Origin of the sequence: Corynebacterium sp. MSK158 (genome assembly GCF_030229085.1) — a bacterium.
Lineage (GTDB): Bacteria > Actinomycetota > Actinomycetes > Mycobacteriales > Mycobacteriaceae > Corynebacterium.
Window position 1 is genome coordinate 48,840 of sequence record NZ_JASPHJ010000007.1, and the last position, 21,907, is coordinate 70,746.

Consider the following 21,907-nt stretch of genomic DNA (forward strand, 5'->3'; position numbering starts at 1 on the left):
GCGTCTCCTACTTGCGGCGCAGCGACTTCGCAGCGGGTCGGTCGTTGCGGGACATGGTTTCTTCGGTGCCGTACAGACCCTCACGGCGTGCAATACGCGAGGTGCGCTGCGCGGTTACCGGGCTAGTGAACATGGCAAACAGTACCAGTAAAATGAGCATACCTAAATCCCCGCGCTCGGCAACGCTGAAGGATTCCGCGCCGGTGATGCGAATGATGGCGCCGAGGATAGTGATGATAAGCCCTGTGGTTTGTGGCTTGCTTACCGCGTGTACACGAGACATCGTGTCCTTGAACCGAGCGATGCCGATGGCTGCGGCCAAGGTGAGGAGGCTGCCGCCAATGATGAGGATGAGCGAGAGTACATCTGCGATGAAAGACCAGCTCATTGATTATCCCTCTTCCTAAACCTGGTGACGGACACGGTGGAGATGAATCCCAGCAGCGCAATGACCAGCATGGCCGAGACCACCGTGGTATTGAGCGACCAGCACATATAGGTAGCCAACGCGCACTGGAACATCGCGGTAAAGCCGTCCATGCCCACCAAGCGGTCCAGCGAATTGGGGCCGGTGACAATGCGCCAGACGGTGATGAGGAAGGAGACCACCAGCAGCGCGGCGGCCACCAGCAAAATCGCGTTATAGATCTGCGGATCCATTAGGGGTGGCTCCTTTCAAAGATGTCGATGAATGAGGCTTCAAGGTGGGCCACGGCACCGATTTCGCGCTGAATCTGGGCCTCATCGCGGGCGTCTAAGATATGGACGGTAATCATGCGGTTTGCAATGTCGATATCGGTCACCGTGCCGCCTGGCTGCAGGTTATACAGCGTTACGGCCAGGGAGAGTACGAACTCATTATCCAAGCGCATGGGCAGCTCCAAGATGGCGGTCTTGGGCACCGGCTGCGGGCGCACGGCCAGCCAGCCCACCTTGAGCGAGGCGTAGAACAGCTCCCAGAACCAGCGGATCATGAACGCAATGAGCTTGCCCCAAGAGACGTCGATGCCGGTAATGGGCATGGCCGGCAACGGCAGAGCAAAGACGATAACGGTGCCGATGAGGAGTCCGGCCACCACATTGCCCACGGTGATCTCTCCCATGAGCATGCACCACATGATGGTCAGCCAGACGATGAACCACGGGCGGAAGCGGTGGCGCAGGCCGGAAAAGCGTGCGTTAGTCATCGCTAATGTCCTTCCTCTTAGCGGCGTCTGGTGTCTTTACAGTGCCGGAGTGGGAATCGCGGCCGCCGGCTTCTGGGTCGGTGCGGGCATCTAGTCCTGGCTGGGCGGGCGGCTCCGCATCCTGGGAGGGATGCCGGCGATTTTTATAGGAATCCGCTCCGCCGGTGTAGCGCTCTTTCTGGTTGAGGTGGCGGGTGGGGTCATCCGCGCGGTCGCCCAAGACCGCGTATTGATAGATGGACGTGTCCTGCGCGGATTCGGCAGCGCGTGAGGTCACGCCGGACATTGGGCCGGCCAGGAAGGTAATAGAGGTAGACGCGGCCACCAGCAGAGTAGTAGAGGCGATCATGCCAAAGGGCACCCTGCCCACATCCTGGCGGGAGGAAAACTCGACCTCATCGGTGATATCGGAAAGCGGGGCCGGGCGGGCGAGCGCCACGTTACCTTCCGGGGCATCGGCGCGGTCGCGTTGGAAGCCTTTAGCCCATACCAGCATCATGACGTAGAGAGTCAGCAGCGAGGTGACCACGGCACCGACGATGAGCACCCACGCCATCCAGGAACCCTCATTCGCACCGGCTTGCAGCAAGATGATCTTGCCTAAGAAACCGGAGAACGGCGGGATGCCACCCAGATTAATGGCTGGAATGAAGTACAAAATTCCGATAAGCGGGGCCGAGTACATCAGCGAGCCCAAGCGGCGCAGCGACGAGGTGCCGGCTTGGCGCTCAACGAGTCCGACCACGAGGAATAGCGCAGTCTGGACCAGAATGTGGTGTACGGCGTAGAAGATGGCGCCGGAAAGCCCCTGGGCGGTACCGAGCGAGACGCCGAAGATCATGTAGCCAATGTGGCTGACCAGGGTAAAGGACAAAAGGCGTTTAATATCGGACTGCGCAATCGCGCCTAGGATGCCTACCAACATTGTGGCTAGGGCAACCCACATGAGCACGGTATCGAGCCCACCGGCAGTAAAGACGGAGGAGCGGGCGCGGATGATGGCGTAGACACCCACCTTGGTCAACAGGCCGGCGAAGACGGCCGTAACAAGCGATGGCGCCGTGGGATACGAGTCCGGCAGCCAGGCGTCTAGTGGGACCACTGCTGCCTTAATGCCAAAGGCTACGAGCAGCGTGGCAAAGATCGCGGTGCGGGTGCCTTCCGGAATGTCCTGCATCCTCTGGCCAACCTGCGCCATATTCACGGTGCCCACAGACGAATACACAAAGCCCAGCGCGAGCAAGAAAATCATGGACGAGGCCATCGACACCATCACGTAGCCCACACCGGCGCGCACGCGACCGGCCGAGGCACCGAGGGTCAACAGCACATAGGATGCCACGAGGAAGACCTCGAAGCCCACATAGAGGTTGAAGAGGTCGCCGGCCAAGAAGGAGATGTTTACGCCCATGGTCAGCAGCATGTAGGTGGGCAAGAAGACTGCCACCGGCTCGTCCTTGGTGCCATCGCGCACGCCCTGGGAGATGGCGTACCAAATGACAGAAAAGAGCACCACGGAAGAGGTAAAAAGCATCACCGCAGAGAGGCGATCCGCCACAAGCGTGATGCCCACTGGGGCGTCCCAGCCACCCACCTGCAGTGTTTGGATACCCTCAAAATCCGCAATGAGGATCAACATGGCGTTGACTACCGCCGTTATAAGCAGCGAGAAAAATACGATTTGGCGCTGCGCATTGGGCACGCGGGAAAAGATCAAGGCGAGCGCTGCGGCTACCGCCGGGATGATAATGGGCAGGGGAATGAGGTAGCCGATGTAGGGAAAGAGGGCATCGACAAGCGGTTGCATGGTCTCACTCATCGCGGGCCCCCTTTACAGGCTCCTCAAAGGACTCTGGACCGAAGTTATCGCCTTCCTTGGTTGCCCTGCCCGTAGTGGGATCGTTGGAGGCATCGTGATCCGGGCTTGCGGCCGCATTGCCGGGGCGTGCAGCCTTGGCGGCAATGGCGGTATCCTCCGCGTCATCCTCAATGACATCGTCCGTGCGGTAGCGGTACTGGCGGTAGGCCAAGGTCAGTATGAAGGCTGTTAGCGCCATGGAAATGACGATGGCGGTAAGGATCATTGCCTGGGCGAGGGGGTCTGCAATCTCGGCGCCATACGGTTCCGATTCGCGGCCATCGATGGGCGGGGAACCGGCCGAGCCGCCTGCCTGGAGCAAGAAAAGGTTGGCGCCATTGCCCAAAAGCAATAGGCCCAGCAGCATCTTGGTCATGGCGCGGTCTAGCAGCAGGTAGATGCCCGCGGCTACAAGCACGCCGGCGGCGAGCAGGAGGAAGAGGTTGGCTTCCATTTACTTCTCCTTTCCTGTCGTAGCGGCTGTGCTTGCCGTGGTGGCTTGTTTCTTTTCCTTGCGTTGCGCCCGTTGCGCCTTTTGCTTGGCGGTGCGTTGGCGTTGTTGTCGGGCCAGCGAGCGGGCGCGGTCGCGGGCGCGCTGCTTACGCATATCCTCTTCCTCATCTAGCTTCGCGCCCAAGGAACTGAGTATGTAGAGCGTAAGGCCGATGACAATGAGGTAGACGCCCGCATCAAAGACCAACGCTGAAGGCAGCGATACCGCGCCGATGAGCGGGATCTCTGGTGAGGTATACGCGCTGGTTAGCGGCGGGTGGCCAAAGAACATTGGGGCCACCACGGCCACCGCGGATAGGAAGAGTCCGGTACCCATGGTGCGGCCGGCGTCGATAGGCAGGGTTTCATCCAGCTCTGCACGCCCGCCAGCCAGGTAGCGCAGGATAAGAGCCAGCGCGGCGACGAGGCCACCGGCGAAGCCGCCGCCCGGCGCATTATGGCCCGCGAAGAAGAAATAGAAGGAAATCGCGACCATAGACGGGAAGAGCACGCGGGTAGAGACATCGATCATCAGCGAGCGGTTGAGCGCTTGCTCTGATTCCACGCCGGCCGCCAGCCAGCGCCGCCCAGTAACTTGCAGGGTGGGGCGGCGGCTCGCGCGGGCGAAGGACTGGGTGCGATAAATCAGAGAGGCCACGCCCAGCGCAGCGATGATAATGACGGTGATCTCGCCAAAGGTATCCCATGCGCGCAGGTCCACCAGCAAGACATTGACGGTATTGGCGCCGTGGCCAATCTCCTTGGCCAGATCCGGCATGAACTCAGAGATGGGCTTGGACTGGCGCGCGTTGATGGCAAACATCGCCACCACGGTTACCGTCAGGCCCGTGCCCACCGAAAGCCACGCGCGTAGGCGCCCCATTTTGGGATCCTGCTTCCACTCGGTGGAGGCCGGCATGCGGCGCAGCACCAGCATGAAAAGTACCATCACGATGGTCTCCGTCAGCAGCTGGGTAAGCGCCAGATCCGGAGCGCCATGCAGCGCAAAGATGAAGGAAAGCGTATAGCCGGTTACGCCAACGATAATGACGGCGGACAAGCGATTATCGGTTACCGTAGCGACCACAGCGGCCACCATGATGATGAAGGCGGCCACTACCTGCCAAGGATTTTCCGCCACGATCATGCGGATATCGGTGAGGTCACCTTTAATGAGCATGGCTAGCGGTAGCAGCATCAACGTGGCAAAGATGACCGTCAAGTTCAGCTGCAGGGAACCGCGTTGCGTGGTTGCCGTCGTGCGCAGCGAGAGCTTGCGCAGATGAGCGATGACCGAATCATAGGCATCATCCGCATTGCCCAGAGCGGGGTAGGAGAATTGCCATTTTTCTAGCACCTGCCGTTGCCAGTGCAGGATGATACCGGCAACGATGATGAGCGCCGAGAGGCCCAGTGCCACGTTAAAGCCATGCCACAATGCCAGTTCGCTATGTGGCTTGGGGTCGAAGGTGGAATTGAGGTGTTGGTCAAAGGCTGCCGAGAGTGGCTTGGGGAATACGCCGAGCGCCACGGTCAAGGCGGTGAGCACGGCGGGGGAGAGCCAAAGCCCGATGCTGACGGGATGCATCTTGGCGACGGCCTCTGCTGGCTCCGCGCCATTAATCTCCTTCTTTGTGGCGAAGGCGCCCCACAGAAAGCGCAGTGTATAGGCCATGGTGAGGATGGAACCGATGACGTAGGCCACCAGCATCATATTGCGCGGCATGCCTGCTAGAAGCTCCTCATGCATGGTGGCCTCCAGCACTGCCTCCTTGGCCACGAAGCCAAAAAGGGGCGGCACGCCGGCCATGGAAAAACCAGAGATGATTGCAATGCCGAAGAGGAACGGCTCCTTGCGGCCCAAGCCGGAAAGCTTGGTGATGTCCCTCGTGCCCGAGCAGTGGTCGATAGTGCCGACGACCATAAAGAGTGCCGCCTTAAATAGCGAGTGCGCAAAGGTCAGCGCGAGACCAGCCTGCATGGCCTCGCGCGAGCCCACGGCCGCGATGGAGGTGATAAAACCCAGCTGGGAGACGGTGCCATAGGCCAATACCAGTTTGAGGTCGCGCTGCTTGAGCGCCATCCATCCGCCCAGAAGCATGGTAAATACGCCAAGGGAAATGACCACCACATGCCAAGTGGCGACCTCATACATTGAGGGGGCCAAGCGCGCGACCAAGTATATTCCGGCCTTTACCATCGCTGCTGAGTGCAGGTAGGCCGAGACCGGCGTCGGTGCCGCCATGGCTCCGGGCAGCCAGAAGTGCGCTGGCACGATAGCGGACTTGGTGAGCGCGCCGACCAAGATGAGCACGATAGCTACCGTCACGTAGGGCGTATGCGCAAAGTCTTCGTAGGCCGCGATTTCGCTAAAAGTCCACGCCCCAGTCTGCCGTCCGAGCAAGATGATGCCCATGAGCATGGATAGTCCGCCTAGCGCGGTGACCATGAGCGCTTGCTGTGCGGCTCGGCGGGATGAGGCACGCTCCGCGTAGTAGCTGACCAAGAGATAGGACAGCACGGAGGTGATTTCCCAAAACACATACATCAGCAGGAAGCTATCCGCGGCCACCAGCCCAAACATGGCGGTGGCAAAGCCCACCATTTGTGCGGCGAACATCGCTAAGCGCCGCCGCGTGCCATCGAAATAGCCCCAGCAATACACCAGTACCAGTGCGCCCATGCCCAAGATGATCAGGCTAAAAAGGGCGCCCAAACCGTCCAGATGCAGGTCAAAACTTAGGTTCGCAGACGGCATCCAAGCCACGGTGTAGTCCACACCACCGCCGTCCTTGAACGTTCCGCGCAGAAAATGCGCGAGTGTCCATACGAACCCAGCGGCGGGAACCAGCGCCAGAATGCCAAAAGCCGGGCGCCCCATTCGCATGATGAGTAGCGGTGCGGCCACGGTTGCGGCGATGAGAGCACCCAGAAGTAATAGCACGTTGGTTTCTGCGCTCCTTATGGTTGTGTCAAGTTCTCTTGCCCCGCTGCCGCGAATACCACAAACGCCACAACTGCTGAGAGGCGAGAACATTCACATGCCGCGCGCCGCTGAGTACGCTGCGGCGGCACGATGCAAGCAACATGGCCGAGCGCGGGGCCAACTTTTTGCCACTTTACCGGTTTTTCTACGACTTCGAAAGGATTATTTTTATGGGCTGTATTATATGGTGCCATTTCGCGGCAGAAAGAAACCCCGCACCCAAGGTGCGGGGTAAGCCGCGCTAACCGCGGCGGCAGGCAGGTTCCGGGCTGGACCTGGGGTTTCAGTCTTAGGCGTAGCGCTGCAAGAAGAGCGCTTCTGCGGCAGCGATGTTTTCGATCTCGGTGGGATCGACGGACTCATTGGCCGAGTGGATGGTGCACTTTGGCTCCTCCACGCCGTAGAGAGCGATCTCCGCGTTGGGGTGAGCCTCTTGCAGCTCGGTGGTCAGCGGGATGGAACCGCCCATGCCCTGTGCGGCGGTGTCCATGCCATAGGACTCGGAAAGGCACTCGCCCAGTAGCGCAGCGGCGGGCTTTTCTGGATCGGTGGCAAAACCGGCATTGGCCTCAAGCACTTCGGCCTTAACGTGGGCGCCCCATGGGGTGTGGGCGCGGAGGTGATCACAGACGGCGTCGGCAATCGCAGCGGCATCGGCACCGGCCGGAACGCGCAGGTTGAGCTGCGCGGAAGCGGTGGCGGGCACGGCGTTGACGGCTTCTGCCACCGGGGTGGAGGTGAAGCCAGTCACGGTAATAGCCGGGCGGGACCAAACCATGTTGGCCACCGGGGTGGCACCGGCCGGGTCGTCTTCGCCCATGATCTTGGCACCCTCCAGCAGCTGCGCATCGGCGCGGAAGGCCTCGGCCGGGTACTCCTGGCCGGACCACTCGGCGGTGGTATCCACACCATCGATAACGGTGCGGCCGTACTCATCGGACAGGGAGTCGATGGCGCGCATCAGCGCCTTGGCGGCATCCGGTGCCGCGCCGCCAAACTGGCCGGAGTGGACGGCTGAGGCCAAGGTATCGACCTGCACGCCAATCTGCGCGCCACCGCGCAGGGACGTGGTCAAGGTCGGCTGGCCCACAGCGGCGTTGCCCGCATCGGCGATGAGAATGGCGTCGGCAGCAAAAAGCTCTGGGCGATCCTTGATGAGCTGGGATAGGCCCTCGCCGCCGCGCTCCTCGGAGCCCTCGATGAGGTACTTCAGGTTCACCTTGGTACCACCGTTATTGTCCACCGCGCGCAGGGCGGCCAAGTGCATGGCCACATTGCCCTTGCAGTCGGCGGCGCCGCGGCCGTACCAGCGGGTGGAGCCATCAGCGGCCTCACGCTCGGTAAGGGTGAACGGATCGGATTCCCAAGCCTCGCGGTTGCCGGCTGGCACCACGTCATAGTGGGAGTACAGCAGCACCGTCTTGGCGCCCTCATCGCCCTTGCGCTCACCCAAGATGGCAGTGGAGCCATCGGCCGTGGTGATGGTTTCCACGCTCACTCTAGCCTCTTCCAGTGCGGATTTAACCCACTGGCTTGCGCCCTTGGTCTGGTCCTCCAAACCTTCCTCGTCGTGGACGGAGTTAAAGGCCACGAGCTCGCTGAGCTGGCGGAAAATGGTCTCGCGATCGTTGCGAATGCTTTCATTAAGTGCAGTCATGGTCTCTACGGTACCCGCCCGCCCCAAGCTATAGAGCAACCGGAATAGGAAAACGCTGGGGTGATGAACTAAAATTTATTCATTCCACCCTGTGCGGATTCTGTCCGTTCGGATACAAACCGGGGTTAAAACCGGAGTGAAACGGGCGAAAACGGGCGTTGCTGGCTGTAGCCTGCTACGCGGGGTGAGACAAGAAACTTTCATAGCCGAGAATAGAAAGGACCTGGCATGGCGAACGCATCATCCGCCGCAGGTTCCAAGGCCTCCCTGCCCGAGCTGACTCTGCGCGGCATCATCATCGGTGGCCTGATTACCCTCATCTTCACCGCTGCCAATGTGTACTTGGGCCTGAAGGTGGGCTTGACCTTTGCTACCTCCATCCCGGCCGCCGTGATTTCCATGGCGGTGCTGCGCCGGTTCAAAGGCCACAACATTAAAGAAAACAACATCGTGCAGACCATTGCCTCTGCCGCGGGCACCTTGTCCGCCATCATCTTCGTCCTCCCAGGCCTGGTGATGGTGGGGTATTGGCAGGGCTTTGGCTTCGTACAGACGGCCGGCGTGTGCATCATCGGCGGCGTGCTGGGCGTGATGTATTCCATCCCGCTGCGCCGTGCTTTGGTCACCGGCTCCGACCTGCCCTACCCGGAGGGCGTGGCCGCGGCCGAGGTTCTCAAAGTGGGCGACGAGAACGCCGATGGCGCCAGCCATGAGGAAAATGCCAAGGGCCTGCGCGTCATCGTCGCGGGCGGCATTACCTCGGCCGTCATGGCGCTGCTGACTGCGATGAAGGCCGCCGCCTCCGAGGTCACCGCCTATTTCAAGCTCGGCGCCGGCGCGACCACCTTGGGCACCAGCCTGTCCACCGCGCTTATCGGCGTGGGTCACCTGGTGGGCCTGCCGGTAGGCATTGCCATGCTGGTAGGCGTGGTGATTTCCTACTTCATTTTGCTGCCTATCTTCACCACCGGCGATATTACGGGCGCCACCGCGCTTGCCGACGTCGTCGATACCACCTTCTCCGATGACATCCGGTTCATCGGCGTGGGGACCATGGCCATTGCCGCCATTTGGACCCTGCTGAAGATCGCCGCTCCCATTGCTGTGGGCATCCGCCAGTCCCTAGCCTCCTCGCGCGCCCGCAAGTCCGGCTCCGCCGTAGATGTCACCGAGCGCGATATTCCCTTCCCCTATGTCGCCACCACCATCGTGGCGTTCATGGTGCCTATCGCGTTGCTGTTGTGGGACTTTGTGCGCGGTACCGATATTCACGACCACATGGCCGTGCTCATTACCGTCTCCGTACTCTTTACCCTGCTGGTAGGCCTGATTATCGCCTCCGTGTGCGGCTACATGGCCGGCCTGATCGGTGCGTCTAACTCGCCAATTTCCTCCATTGGCATCATCGCCGTGCTCGCTGCCTCGCTGCTCATCGCGGCTGTCACCCGCGGCACCACTGCGGATCCTTTGTCTTTGGTGGCCTACACGCTCTTTACCGCGGCCATCGTCTTTGGCATTGCCACCATTTCCAATGACAACTTGCAGGACCTCAAGACCGGTCAGCTCGTCGGCGCTACTCCGTGGAAGCAGCAGGTAGCGCTCATTATCGGCGTGGTCTTCGGCTCCCTCGTTATCCCGCCGATTCTGCAGGTCATGCTCAATGGCTTCGGCTTCCAAGGCATGGAAGGTGCCGGCGAAGACGCCTTGGCCGCCCCGCAGGCCGCCCTGATGTCCTCCGTTGCCTCCGGCATCTTCGATAGCTCGTTGGATTGGAACCTCATCTTCATCGGTATGGCCATTGGCGCTGTCCTCATTATTATTGATGAGCTCCTGCGCAAGTTCACCGATAAGTACTCGCTGTCCCCGCTGGCCGCCGGCATGGGCATGTACCTACCGGCCGCCCTGACCATCGTCATCCCCATCGGTGCCATCTTGGGTACCTTCTATGACAAGTGGGCCGCGAAGCAATCCCACCCGGAGTTTGCCAAGCGTATGGGTACCCTCCTGGCCACCGGCCTCATCGTGGGCGAGTCCCTCTTTGGTGTGGTCAACGCCGGCATCATTGCCGCTGCCGGCGGCGAGAGCCCGTTGGAAATCTTTGAGGGTGGTGCCTCCGCCACCGTGGTGGGCGTGATCCTCTTTATTATCGCGCTGACGTTCATCTACCGCTGGACCAAGCGCACGGTGAAGGGCTCCTAGTTCCTGATCCATTCCTTATATAACGGCGTCCCTTCGCGGGGGCGCCATTTTTCTTGCAGTCGCGGTGGGAGAGTGCCAGAATGGTCGTTAGCACTCGCACAGTATGAGTGCTAGATAAATCTACATCGTTGTGGTTGAGGTTGGTTCACACTCACCAGCCATGCCGTCGCGGGCGTCCGCAGCGAGAAAGACGTGAGTGTCGTCCTCAATAAACCAAGGAGCACAAACACAATGGCAAAGATTATCGCTTTTGATGAAGAGGCCCGCCGCGGCCTTGAGCGCGGCCTAAACACGCTTGCCGACGCCGTCAAGGTCACCCTCGGCCCCAAGGGCCGCAACGTCGTCCTAGAAAAGTCCTGGGGCGCTCCGACCATTACCAATGACGGTGTTTCCATCGCTCGCGAAATTGAGCTCGAGGATGCTTACGAGAAGATCGGCGCCGAGCTGGTCAAGGAAGTTGCCAAGAAGACTGACGACGTCGCTGGCGACGGCACCACCACCGCAACTGTGCTGGCACAGGCTCTGGTACGCGAGGGTCTGCGCAACGTAGCCGCAGGTTCCAACCCAATGGGCATCAAGCGCGGCATCGAGACCGCTACGAAGAAGGTTGTGGACTCCCTGCTGTCTTCCGCTAAGGAAGTAGAAACCCAGGAGCAGATTGCCACCACCGCTGGCATCTCCGCTGCTGACCCGGCCATCGGCGAGAAGATCGCTGAGGCTATGTACACCGTGGGCAACGGTTCCGTAAACAAGGACTCCGTTATCACTGTGGAAGAGTCCAATACCTTCGGTGTTGACCTCGAGGTAACTGAGGGTATGCGCTTTGATAAGGGCTACATCTCCGGCTACTTCGCTACCGATATGGAGCGCCAGGAGGCGGTCCTGGAGGATCCGTACATCCTGCTGGTCTCCTCCAAGATCTCCAACATCAAGGACCTGGTTCCGCTGCTGGAGAAGGTCATGCAGTCCGGCAAGCCGCTGCTGATCATCGCTGAGGATGTTGAGGGCGAGGCCCTGTCCACCCTCGTTGTGAACAAGATCCGCGGCACCTTCAAGTCCGTTGCGGTCAAGGCACCGGGCTTCGGCGACCGCCGCAAGGCCACCTTGCAGGACATGGCCATCCTCACCGGTGGCCAGGTCATCTCCGAGGAGGTTGGCCTCTCTCTTGAGACCGCCGAGCTCGAGTACCTGGGCCAGGCGCGCAAGGTCGTTGTCACCAAGGACGAGACCACCATCGTTCAGGGGGCTGGCTCCCAGGAGCAGATCGACGGCCGCATCAAGCAGATCCGCGCGGAGATCGAAAGCTCCGATTCCGATTACGACCGTGAGAAGCTGCAGGAGCGCCTGGCTAAGCTCTCCGGCGGCGTTGCTGTCCTCAAGGTCGGTGCCGCTACCGAGGTTGAGCTCAAGGAGCGCAAGCACCGCATCGAGGACGCAGTCCGCAACGCAAAGGCTGCCGTGGAAGAAGGCATCGTTGCCGGTGGTGGCGTAGCGCTGCTGCAGGCTGCTTCCGTCCTGGATTCCCTGGATGACCTCAAGGGTGACGAGGCTACCGGCGTCAAGATCGTCCGCGAGGCCCTGTCTGCACCGCTGAAGCAGATTGCACACAACGCTGGCCTAGAGCCGGGCGTTGTTGCTGACAAGGTTTCCTCCCTGCCGGCAGGCGAGGGCCTGAACGCTGCTACCGGCGAGTACGTCAACCTCATGGAGGCTGGCATTAATGACCCGGTTAAGGTCACCCGCTCCGCTCTGCAGAACGCTGCATCCATTGCAGCTCTGTTCCTGACCACCGAAGCTGTCGTCGCCGACAAGCCTGAGCCGGCCGGCGCCAACAACGGTATGCCGGATGCTGACGCTATGGGCGGCATGGGCTTCTAAACGCCCAAGACGCCCATAGACTGGCGCCCGCAACAACGGGAAAATCTTGAGCGCCCCGCTTCTGTGCTTTAGAGTGCGTGAAACGGGGCGCTTCGGCGTGTCTGCAGCACTTTGCTTAATCAATGCGATATGGCTGCGGTGCGTTTTCACAGAAAGATTTCCGAAATTGTTCGTCATAGACGGTTTTGATTTGGGTCGTAGTCTAAAGAAAAACTCAGCATTTTATTGCGGATATAGGTCTTCAATCACCACAGCTTCTAACATGAGAATCATGCACCCCAATGCCTCATATTGGAGTAACTTGAAAGTTGGAATTTGAAAAGGTTTTCGCTTATAAAGGGTGAGTTTTGTAGCACCTATCGATTTTTGTGCCGGAAATCGTTACGGTCTTAAGTCTTATTTAACCTAGCTTCTCGAAACGTAATGCAAACGCCGAGGTCGGCAGATTATCAATTGAGGTACAAAGTTTTATTGACTGCCGGAAGCCATAAATTCACTCTTATCAAGTTGGCCGCCCGTTGGATCTCTACGCAAATTTGGGTTGATGTCGTTCAAGCTTGTGCTCGAATATCTCTTGTGATGCCCACTGAGGGTGTCTGCATGCCGAAAACCTCTACGCAGCAGATAGCTTCGGAATTATTTTAGGAGTTCAAACATGGACCTCTTCGCCGTTCAGATGCACTTGGACAACTTTGTAAATGCCTGGGAAGACAGGGGCAAGATCGTTGACGGACTAAAGGGGATCGCAAACGTGAAGGAAGTTTTTGAAGACTTCACGCCCTGATTGACTGTTCTTCCACCGCCGTTTTCCCGTCCAGCGAGTAATCTGTAGCACTTCGCTTCAGTTTCATTTTTCGGGAGATATAATATCCTCTGAGATTATCAACCTGCACTCCACTTTTGTTTTCGTTTTGATGCCGTCCATGAGTTTCTTGAAGTCATATCTGAGTATCGCGGAAGGCGGTTCCCGGCTAATCGAAATGTTCGTATAAGAAAATTCTTCAGTTTTGAGCTTGACGCTCAATGAAGCAAGAAGACCTTCCGTTTGGGTAGGCCTTCTTTTCGTTTTGTTTGCTGTCTTAGGGAAGGGTGACTTCGAAAGTTCAACGCGCTTGCTGTCTATGTTCGGGTTACACTAAATGCATGGCTGATATTAAAGACGACGACCTTCCCGAGATCGACCTGGCTAAAACTGACGGCTACGTCGTCGATGGAACCGACGAGGATGATCCTTCGCTAATTATGCCGGATGGTTCCCCGGTTCAGACTTGGCGTGAAAATTACCCCTATGATGAGCGTATGACTCGCGATGAGTACGAGTCCGTTAAGCGTGCACTGCAGATTGAGCTGCTGAAGTGGCAGAATTGGACCAAGGAGACTGGCCAACGCCACATCATCCTCTTTGAGGGGCGCGACGCGGCCGGCAAGGGTGGCACCATTAAGCGTTTTAACGAGCACCTGAATCCGCGTGGTGCTCGCACTGTGGCTCTGGAGAAGCCGTCGCCGCGCGAATCCACCTCGTGGTACTTCCAGCGCTATATCGAGCATTTCCCAGCCGGTGGCGAGATTGTTTTCTTCGACCGCTCTTGGTACAACCGTTCCGGTGTGGAGCGCGTTATGGGTTTTTGCACCGAAAGCCAGCACGCGGAGTTCCTCCGCGAGGTTCCGATGTTGGAGAACATGATTCTGGGCTCGGGTATCTCCCTGACCAAGTTGTGGTTCTCTGTTACCCGTAAGGAGCAGCGCACCCGCTTTGCTATCCGCCAGATCGACCCGGTGCGCCAGTGGAAGCTATCCCCGATGGATCTGGCTTCGCTGGATAAGTGGGATGACTACACCCGTGCGAAAGAAGAGCAGTTCCGTTATACAGATACGGAAGAATCGCCGTGGATTACCATTAAGTCCAACGACAAGAAGCGTGCTCGTATTAACGCTATGCGCTATGTGCTATCCAAGTTCGAGTACACGAACAAGGACCACGAGCTGGTGGGCGAGGTTGACGAGAACATTGTTAAGCGTGGTCGCGACCAGATTGGTGACTAAGCTTGAGCTGAATTAGCTACCAGGTGGGCGGGAAACTCGGAAACTCCGAGTTTCCCGCTTTTTGTATTGGGGGGGTAGCGGGGGTGGATTTGGGAAATACTTTCGGTAGAAATTGCTCTTCCTAAAAGTCTATTTTCGTGCGGTTATGTTACGGGACCGTAGGTGACATTATTGAAAGTTATTTGTGCTCTATGTCGTCGCGTATTTAGCATAACTGTAATCGCAATCTCATATGGAAAAGAATATGAACTACAACACCAGGAGGAGACGGTGATGATGAAGAAGCATATAACCGCTTGCTTGACGGCGGCTGCTGTCATGGCGGCACCAGTGACAGTATCTGGAATGTTTACAGTTGGCGCAGTTGCTCAAGGGGCACCGGCGCCAGCGGCAGATCAGAAACCAGATGTATTGGGACGCCCGACCGTCTCTGACAAGCAGGTTTCTGATGAGGATGGCTACTTCGATAGCCAGCGCGGTCAGGGAGTAAAGATTTACTACCGGAAGCAGAAGGTGGCAAACCCACGCGGTGCGGTGGTTTTGGCGCACGGTGTATCTGAGCACTCGGGGCGTTACGATTACGTCGCCAAGCGCTTGCTCGATGCAGGCTACAACGTCTACCGCGTAGATCACCGCGGCCACGGCAAATCCGCCGGCGGCAGTGTACCGATGGGGCATATTGATAATTTCCAGTACATCCTCGATGATTTCGACCGTGTCGTGGACATGGCGAAGGGAGAAAATCAGGGAGTAAAGACCTTCCTGCTGGGCCACTCGATGGGCGCGCTGGCCGTGGAGGCCTATGGGATTCGCGAGCCGGGCAAGGTAGATGGCATTATCACCAACGGTGGTGGTGCACCGCTGAACCTTTCGGGCAAGAATGTAGCCGGAAAGAATATCACCCCGGATGATATTTCTGAGACCCAGAAGAAGCTGGATCCCACTATCTTTGAGCGCCTACCGCTGGCCCAGCTGACTAGCTTCAATGCGCACTACGCGCAGAACCTGATTCCGCACCGCACCGAGATCGGTGCACAGTCGCCGGAGTGGAGCAAGGACATTCAGCTGTCTAATCCATTTACGGATGGTATCTCCACTAGCCAGGCGGTGAAGGACGAGTATGCCTCTAGCCCGCTCATCGCGCAGAAGACCAGCGCTGGAACCGCCCTGCAGTTGGCGGCGTTTGCAACCTATGACGCCGTCAATGCGGACCTCTTTAGCGCACCAACGCTTATTATGCACGGCACTAAGGATGGCATCGTTCCGCCGTACTTTTCCCAGGATTGGTACAACTCCATCTCTTCCGAAGACGTGGAGTATGTGACCTGGGAAGGCCAGAAGCACGAGGTCTTCAATGAACCGGCTGCCGATCAGGCCCTCGATACCGTCGTGGACTGGCTCGACCGCCACGCCTAAAATACGTGGAGCTCAAAGCGCGAACTCTTGGCAGGCATACAGTGCTTGCCAAGAGTTTACGTATATGTAACCGCCTCGTTGCCCAGGCCGGATAGAAATTGAATTATGAAAAATAAACTCTATGCTTTCTCTTCTGTCCTGGCGCTCACCGGAATGGTGGGCGCGCCCGTTGCGGCGGCGCAGTCCTCGCTTCCGGGTTCCTCTTTTGGTTCTTCTTTGGGGTCATCGTTGAGCTCTTCCTGGGGGTCTTCCCAGGGGGTGTCCGAGGGTTCCTCCGCGGGCGACGATGCGCAGCCGGGGGATGGCACAGAATCGCGGGTGCTGTGGCAGGAAAGCTTCGACGGGGTAGATACCCCGGCATGGTTTACCCACCGCGCGCCGGAGGGGTGGAGCGCGGACGTGCACGGCGTGGACTCGGGCGAGGCCCGCTGGAAGGGCTGGACCTTTGGCGATATGCGCCACTGGACCTGGGCATCTGGTACCGATATGCGCCACTATTTCACCCAGGCGCATGACACTTTCGCCATCATCGACAACAAGCAGCAGCGCTTGGCCGAGGGTGATTCCATGACCGCAGGCCTAAAGAGCCCGGCCATCCCGGTGGCGGGGCAGGAGCGGGTGAATGTGGAATTCGACCACCATTACCGCCAGGGTAAGGATGGGCAGAATGCCACGGTGACGGTCTCCTTCGATGGTGGAGAAGCCCAGGAAATCGCCGCCTTCGACAAAGACGTATTCTCTAAGCACGAGTCCATTGGCGTGGACGTGCCGGCCGGCGCGAAGAATATGCAGGTTAGCTTCAGCTACAACAACGGCAATGATGACTGGTGGTGGGCGGTGGACAACGTGGGCGTCGTCAAGCCGCTCGGTGAGCTTCAAGGCTCGCCGCAGGCTACCGTGGACGTGCTTTCCGACGTCCAAGGTGACCCCCAAGACTACAAAGACGCGGTCCGCCAGTTGAACGGCATGGAGGATAAGGCCGGGGCGTTGGTGCTCAACGGCGACCTGGTGGACGATGGCTCGCAGGAGCAGTGGGACGATTTCTTGGCCGCGCACAGCGAGGTACCGCACGATTCGGACAAGGAATTGTGGACCATTGGCAACCACGAAATGTATGGCAAGGAAGGCTCTGAGACCTACCTCGATCGCTTCCTGAAGTACTCCGGCCAGGATAAGCCGTGGAAGGAAGAGGTAGTTGATGGGGTGCCACTGATTTCTGTGAATACCGAGTTCTATTCCGATATCCTGCGCCACGGCAAGGAGCCCTTCCAGCGCATCAGCAAGGAGCAGCTCGATTGGCTAGATGAGCGCCTGGCTTATTGGGATGCTAAGGGCACTCCGGCGCTGGTCTTTAGCCATCCGCTGCTGCCGCAGACGGTATCGATGTCTCATTCGGCGTGGTACCAGAATGACTTTGAGGACCTCGAGGCGCTTTCCGATGTGGTCAATAAGTACAACAACATCGTGTGGTTTAGCAGCCACAGCCACTCCTCGCTGCACCAAAATAACTGGTGGGGAACCCGCCGCTACGACGGCACCGGCGAGGCCGGCCGCACCGGCTTCCCGGTGGTCAACACCGGCGCAATCCTCAATGAGTATCTGCCGGATGGCGATAATGACGAGACAATCGTCAAGGAAAAGGAAGAGGCCTCCACCGGACTGCGGGTCAAGGTCTTTGCTGACCGCGTCCGGGTGGAGGCCTGGGACTTCAAGTCCGGCGAGATGATTAAATACCAGGACTTCGCGAGGTAGGGCGCAGGTTACTGCCGTCGGCCTAGCGCTTCCACGGCTCGATGGGGTTGCCTTGCCATACGGCGTTGGTGGGCACGCGGTCACCGCGCATCACCAGCGAGCCGGGGCCTACGGTAGAAGCCGTGCCGATGAGCGAGGCCGGCAGTGCCACCGAGTGGGCGGCCAGCGTGGAGCCGTCCTGGATGGTGACAGTATCGAGGCTCATCACGCGGTCCTGGAAAAGGTGGGTTTGCACCACAGTGCCAGGGCCCACGGTGGCGGCCTTACCGATGCGGATGAGGTCCGTTTCCGGGAACCAGTAGGAATCGATCCACGCACCACGGCCGATTTCCACGCCGAGGGCGCGCAGCCCCAGGTTGATCTCGCCGGAGCCGTAGGTGTGCTGGAAGAACCACGGCGCGGCGACGACCTCCACGAAGGTATCCTGTAGCTCATTGAGCCAAACAAAGGCGGACCACAGCGGATGGTCGGCGGCGCGGTGTTTGCCCACGCAGATCCACTTCACCGCGACGGTGACGGCTATGGCCACCGCACCCATGCCCATGAGCACGAGGCCGGAGAGGAGCCAGGTGAGGGGGAAACCGAGGGCGTCGAGAAGCGAGTCGTAGACGCTGAGGGTTGCCGCGAGCAGCATGGCAGAAAACATCGGTGCCAAAAGGCGCATGGTTTCCACCACGCCGCGGGCAGCCTTGACGGCAAAGCCCGGGTTATAGGTCAGCGCCTCGCCCGAGTTGGCGGGGGAGTCCACCTCTACGGTCACGCGGCGCATGCGCTCTGGCGGTGCACCCCACCAGTTGGCGCCGGCCTTTGTCTTCTTGGGGGTAGAAGAAAGAACGGCAACCAGCGAGTTCTTGGATAGCTTGCGGCCGGGTGCGGTAATGCCGGAGTTGCCCACGAAGGAGCGCTTGCCCACCTTGGTCTCGCCGGTGCGCATCCAGCCGCCGCCGAGCTCGTAGCCGCCGATCATGGTGTCATCGGCCAGGAAGGCGCCCTCTTTGACCTCGGTGAGCTTGGGGATCATGACCGCGGTGGAGATTTCCACGTTGGCGCCAATCTCCGCGCCGAGCGAGCGCAGCCACGCTGGGGTCAGCTGCGAGGCATAGAGCGGGAAGAGCTTGGTGCGGGCCTCGTCCATGAGGCGCTCGATGGCCCACAGGCGCCAGCCCTTGACCGACCGCACTGGTGCCACGCCCGGGCTAATTCCCAGGGAGAGAATGCGCACGCCCAGCCAAGTCTGCAGCATATAGGTGGCAAAGGCTGCCAGCGCGCCGACGGGCGCGAAGAAGACCGCACCGACGAAGCTATCGCCACCCGTGGAATGCACGAGGGCGAGGACGATGGCCGCGCCTACCGCCAGCGCCACAACCGGCTGGATGGCGAGAAGGACGGAAGTGGCGTCATAGATAGCCACCCACCACGGCCGGCGCTTCGGGGGATGGGACGGGAAGCGGTGCTTGGAGCGGCCCACCTTCTTGGCAGGTGAGCCGGACCAGCGCTGTCCGTCCTTGATCTTCTTGCGGCCGGTAACGGTGGAACCGGCCTCCACGTGGGCATACTTGCCCACCACGGTGCCAGGCAGCAGCGTGGAGCGCGCGCCCACGCGAGCGCCTTCCTTGACGTCGATGGCGCCCACATGCAGGATATCGCCGTCCAGCCAGTAGCCGGAGAGGTCCACCTCAGGTTCGATGGCGGCGTGCTTGCCCAAGGTGAGCAGGCCGGTCACCGGCGGCAGGGAGTGCAGGTCCACGCCGCGCTTGACCTTGACACCAAGCGTGCGGGCGTAGTTATTCACGCGCGTAGCACCGGCCAGCGAGCTCGCGCCGGAGGTATTAGCCCAGCGCTCGGCCGCCCAGATGCGCAGGTGCGTCGAACCGCCGCGCGGGTAATCGCCCGGCTTAATGCCGGCCGTAATAAGACGCGCACCGTAGCCGCCAATGGGGATGCGGCCGACGGGGGTGACAAAGACGATGAGCATGACGATGACCAGCCACCACGGATAGGCCGCGGCCCACTCAAAGCCCAGCGATGCCGCCACGGTGGAACCCAGCATGAGCCAGGCCAGCCAGCTGGAGGCGGCCAGCGTCATGACGGGGATCTGGATCAGGGTCTGGGCGAGCCGGGTGCCGAAGCCGACCTTGGTGACCTCGCGCATGGGGACGTCGGCAGCCGCGGGGCGCGGTTCGGCTCCCGCAATGAGCTCGGCCAGCGAGCCCAAGCGCGGGTGGTCGTAGAGGTCGCGCACGGCCACGGTGGGGTAGCGCTCCCTGATATGGCCCACGAGGGTCGCGGCCGCCAGCGAGGTGCCGCCGAGCGAGAAAAAGTCGGCGTTCTCGTCTTCCACGGACACGCCGAGCGTTTCGACCCACAGTTCTGCGAGCCACTTCTCGGTCTCGGTCAGCGTGGTCGATTCCACGCCCACTCCCGGCAGCGGCCACGGAAGGGCCTTCTTATCTACCTTGCCGGAGGTACGCACTGGCAGCTCCTCCATTACGCAGATGCGCGGGACGAGTGCGGCCGGCATGGTTTCGGCCAAGCGGGCGTGCGCGGCCTCGTGATCGAAGCCCTTGGCCTCATCCTCGAGGGAAACATAGCCCACCAAGACGGACTCGCCGCCCGGGGTCTTCTGCACGGCCACGGCCGAGTTATAGACGTTATCCAGGGCCGCAACATTGGCTTCGACCTCACCGAGCTCAATGCGGCGCCCGCCAATTTTCACCTGGTCATCCACGCGGCCGACGAAGTACAGCCCGTCTTCTTCCAGGCGCACGTGGTCACCGGTGCGATACGCACGCTGCCAGCCCATCGACTCCAGCGGAGCGTACTTCTCCGCGTCCTTGGCCGGATCCAGGTAGGACGCCAGTCCCACGCCGCCGATCACCAGCTCGCCGACGCCGCCCATTTCCACAGGCATGCCCTGCTTATCGACGACCACCAGGTCCCAACCATTCAGCGGCAAGCCAATGGACACCGGCCGGCCTGGCAGCATCTGCTGCGCACAGGCGACGACGGTAGCTTCAGTAGGGCCGTAGGTATTCCACATCTCGCGGTCCTCGGTGGCCAGGCGGTCCACCAACTCCTGCGAGCAGGCTTCTCCGCCGACGATGAGCAGGCGGATATTATCCAGCGCCTCAGCCGGCCACAGGCCCGCCAAGGTAGGCACGGTGGACACGACGGTGATATCGCGGCGGATGAGCCATGGGCCCAAGTCCATGCCGGAGCGCACCAGGGATCGCGGCGCCGGGACCAAGCAGCCACCGTGGCCCCAGGCCAGCCACATTTCCTCGCAGGAGGCATCGAAGGCGACGGACAGCCCGGCGAGCACACGATCCTCTGGGCCGAGTGGCCCGTGTGGGTGATTGACCAAAAAGAGGCTTGCTTCGGCATCCACGAAGGCTGCCGCGGAACGGTGGCTTACGGCCACGCCCTTCGGCTTGCCGGTAGAACCGGAGGTGAAGATGATCCACGCGGTGTCTTCTGGGCGCGGGGTATTGGGGTTCTCGGCCGGCTCTTCGGCGGACCTGTCGGGGGCGTCCGGGCGCGCGGAATCGCGCAGGAAGCGGAAGCCTTCATCTGTAAAGACGCCATCGATATCGGCCTCGCCGAAGACCATCTCGGCGCGCTCGTCTGGGTCATCGGCGTCGACAGGCACGTAGGCCGCGCCCGCCGCCAGGGTCGCCAAAATGGCGAGGTAGAGCTCGCGCTTGCCGGAGGTCATCCGAATGCCGATCCGATCGCCCCGGCGCACGCCATTGGCGTGCAGCTCGGTGGCCCACAGCTCGACCTCGTGGATGAGCTCGGAGTAGGTGATGATTTCGCCGTCGTCCAGCGCGGCGGCGTCTGGGTGCATCTCCGCGGTGGTGGTGATGATGTCCCACAGCGTGCGCGGCCGCGGCGCCGCGCTACCTAGAAGGTACTGCTGCGGGACGAGCGATTCGGGGCCCGCCATTTATGCCTCGTCCTCGTCCGCGGCAATGATGGACTTGGCCAACTTTCGCAGGTGCTTGAGCTGCTTATTGGTGGACTCATCCAAGGCCTCGTCCTCGGCAGTGGCAACAAGCTCCGCCAGGTCCTTGTGAACCTTCGCGCCCTTCTTGGTGGACGCGACGATCTGGCGGCGGCGGTCCTTCGGATCACGCTCGCGCTTGGCCCAGCCGCGGTCCTCGAGGGCGTCGATAAGACGCACCATGTCAGAAGCATCAATGGCCAGGGTCTCGGAGAGATAGGACTGCGATGCGGCATCCGCGTCCACCAGGCAGGTAAGGACCCAGTACTCGCGCAGCGTCGTCTGCTTGGTCTGCAGGGCAGCCTCGACGCCATCGCGGGTGCGGCGGCGGAGGCGCTCCAGCTGGAATGACGGGGATTCGAGTAGGGCAGTTGGGATTACAGAATTATTCGTGGAAGCCATACCATCATAATAATCCCAAAAGATTGGTTAAGGC

At 60.3% G+C, this 21,907-nt stretch carries 15 protein-coding genes; 6 read left to right on the top strand and 9 right to left on the bottom strand.

Annotation, left to right across the window (positions count from 1 at the left end):
- Positions 1-7 precede the first annotated feature (7 nt).
- From QP915_RS06995 to QP915_RS07025, 7 genes are all read right to left on the bottom strand, one after another.
- Entirely contained in the window at positions 8-388 is a 381-nt protein-coding gene (locus QP915_RS06995) for a monovalent cation/H(+) antiporter subunit G (protein WP_284768814.1), read from the bottom strand.
- Positions 385-660 (bottom strand): monovalent cation/H+ antiporter complex subunit F, encoded by a 276-nt coding sequence (locus tag QP915_RS07000; RefSeq protein WP_049360305.1) that lies wholly within the window; start codon positions 658-660, stop codon positions 385-387. The genes QP915_RS06995 and QP915_RS07000 overlap by 4 nt, the downstream gene beginning before the upstream one ends.
- Positions 660-1,187 carry a Na+/H+ antiporter subunit E gene (locus QP915_RS07005; RefSeq protein ID WP_284768815.1) on the bottom strand — a complete coding sequence of 176 codons (528 nt, stop codon included), beginning with the start codon at positions 1,185-1,187 and terminating at the stop codon, positions 660-662. Before QP915_RS07005 ends, QP915_RS07000 begins: the two co-directional genes overlap by 1 nt.
- A complete protein-coding gene (locus tag QP915_RS07010) occupies positions 1,180-3,006 on the bottom strand; it encodes a Na+/H+ antiporter subunit D (RefSeq protein WP_284768816.1) in 1,827 nt (608 codons plus the stop codon). Before QP915_RS07010 ends, QP915_RS07005 begins: the two co-directional genes overlap by 8 nt.
- Positions 2,999-3,499: a Na(+)/H(+) antiporter subunit C gene (locus QP915_RS07015; protein WP_284767042.1), complete on the bottom strand. Its 501-nt coding sequence runs from the start codon at positions 3,497-3,499 to the stop codon at positions 2,999-3,001. The genes QP915_RS07010 and QP915_RS07015 overlap by 8 nt, the downstream gene beginning before the upstream one ends.
- Positions 3,500-6,481, bottom strand: coding sequence for a Na+/H+ antiporter subunit A (locus QP915_RS07020; protein ID WP_284768817.1), 2,982 nt, complete (start codon positions 6,479-6,481; stop codon positions 3,500-3,502). It abuts the gene before it with no gap.
- A 331-nt stretch (positions 6,482-6,812) separates the two neighbouring features.
- Positions 6,813-8,180: a M20/M25/M40 family metallo-hydrolase gene (locus QP915_RS07025; protein WP_284768818.1), complete on the bottom strand. Its 1,368-nt coding sequence runs from the start codon at positions 8,178-8,180 to the stop codon at positions 6,813-6,815.
- A gap of 228 nt (positions 8,181-8,408) precedes the next feature.
- On the opposite strand from QP915_RS07025, the gene QP915_RS07030 reads away from it, so the two are divergent.
- The 6 genes from QP915_RS07030 (at position 8,409) to QP915_RS07055 (ending at position 17,468) form a co-directional block, all read left to right on the top strand.
- Positions 8,409-10,379, top strand: a complete 1,971-nt coding sequence (locus QP915_RS07030) for an OPT family oligopeptide transporter (protein ID WP_284768819.1) — start codon at positions 8,409-8,411, stop codon at positions 10,377-10,379.
- A gap of 231 nt (positions 10,380-10,610) precedes the next feature.
- Positions 10,611-12,257 carry a chaperonin GroEL gene (groL, locus tag QP915_RS07035; RefSeq protein WP_023019954.1) on the top strand — a complete coding sequence of 549 codons (1,647 nt, stop codon included), beginning with the start codon at positions 10,611-10,613 and terminating at the stop codon, positions 12,255-12,257.
- A gap of 655 nt (positions 12,258-12,912) precedes the next feature.
- Positions 12,913-13,041, top strand: a complete 129-nt coding sequence (locus QP915_RS07040; protein ID WP_284768820.1) for a hypothetical protein — start codon at positions 12,913-12,915, stop codon at positions 13,039-13,041.
- A 359-nt stretch (positions 13,042-13,400) separates the two neighbouring features.
- Entirely contained in the window at positions 13,401-14,300 is a 900-nt protein-coding gene (gene ppk2 / locus QP915_RS07045; RefSeq protein ID WP_005329883.1) for a polyphosphate kinase 2, read from the top strand.
- 345 nt (positions 14,301-14,645) lie between these two features.
- Complete coding sequence (locus tag QP915_RS07050) at positions 14,646-15,716, top strand: alpha/beta hydrolase (RefSeq protein ID WP_284768821.1); 1,071 nt, start codon at positions 14,646-14,648, stop codon at positions 15,714-15,716.
- 105 nt (positions 15,717-15,821) lie between these two features.
- Positions 15,822-17,468 (top strand): metallophosphoesterase family protein, encoded by a 1,647-nt coding sequence (locus QP915_RS07055; RefSeq protein WP_284768822.1) that lies wholly within the window; start codon positions 15,822-15,824, stop codon positions 17,466-17,468.
- 22 nt (positions 17,469-17,490) lie between these two features.
- Here QP915_RS07055 and QP915_RS07060 read toward each other — a convergent pair whose 3' ends face one another.
- Both QP915_RS07060 and QP915_RS07065 read right to left on the bottom strand, forming a co-directional pair.
- Complete coding sequence (locus QP915_RS07060) at positions 17,491-21,414, bottom strand: Pls/PosA family non-ribosomal peptide synthetase (protein ID WP_284768823.1); 3,924 nt, start codon at positions 21,412-21,414, stop codon at positions 17,491-17,493.
- Positions 21,415-21,873 carry a MarR family winged helix-turn-helix transcriptional regulator gene (locus QP915_RS07065; RefSeq protein WP_005325642.1) on the bottom strand — a complete coding sequence of 153 codons (459 nt, stop codon included), beginning with the start codon at positions 21,871-21,873 and terminating at the stop codon, positions 21,415-21,417.
- Positions 21,874-21,907 lie beyond the last annotated feature (34 nt).

Coding starts and splice junctions, on each gene's coding strand:
- QP915_RS06995 (WP_284768814.1), bottom strand. CDS start 388: ATGAGCTGGTCTTTCATCGCAGATGTACTCTCGCTCATCCTCATCATT.
- QP915_RS07000 (WP_049360305.1), bottom strand. CDS start 660: ATGGATCCGCAGATCTATAACGCGATTTTGCTGGTGGCCGCCGCGCTG.
- QP915_RS07005 (WP_284768815.1), bottom strand. CDS start 1,187: ATGACTAACGCACGCTTTTCCGGCCTGCGCCACCGCTTCCGCCCGTGG.
- QP915_RS07010 (WP_284768816.1), bottom strand. CDS start 3,006: ATGAGTGAGACCATGCAACCGCTTGTCGATGCCCTCTTTCCCTACATC.
- QP915_RS07015 (WP_284767042.1), bottom strand. CDS start 3,499: ATGGAAGCCAACCTCTTCCTCCTGCTCGCCGCCGGCGTGCTTGTAGCC.
- QP915_RS07025 (WP_284768818.1), bottom strand. CDS start 8,180: ATGACTGCACTTAATGAAAGCATTCGCAACGATCGCGAGACCATTTTC.
- QP915_RS07030 (WP_284768819.1), top strand. CDS start 8,409: ATGGCGAACGCATCATCCGCCGCAGGTTCCAAGGCCTCCCTGCCCGAG.
- groL (WP_023019954.1), top strand. CDS start 10,611: ATGGCAAAGATTATCGCTTTTGATGAAGAGGCCCGCCGCGGCCTTGAG.
- QP915_RS07040 (WP_284768820.1), top strand. CDS start 12,913: ATGGACCTCTTCGCCGTTCAGATGCACTTGGACAACTTTGTAAATGCC.
- ppk2 (WP_005329883.1), top strand. CDS start 13,401: ATGGCTGATATTAAAGACGACGACCTTCCCGAGATCGACCTGGCTAAA.
- QP915_RS07050 (WP_284768821.1), top strand. CDS start 14,646: ATGTTTACAGTTGGCGCAGTTGCTCAAGGGGCACCGGCGCCAGCGGCA.
- QP915_RS07055 (WP_284768822.1), top strand. CDS start 15,822: ATGAAAAATAAACTCTATGCTTTCTCTTCTGTCCTGGCGCTCACCGGA.
- QP915_RS07060 (WP_284768823.1), bottom strand. CDS start 21,414: ATGGCGGGCCCCGAATCGCTCGTCCCGCAGCAGTACCTTCTAGGTAGC.
- QP915_RS07065 (WP_005325642.1), bottom strand. CDS start 21,873: ATGGCTTCCACGAATAATTCTGTAATCCCAACTGCCCTACTCGAATCC.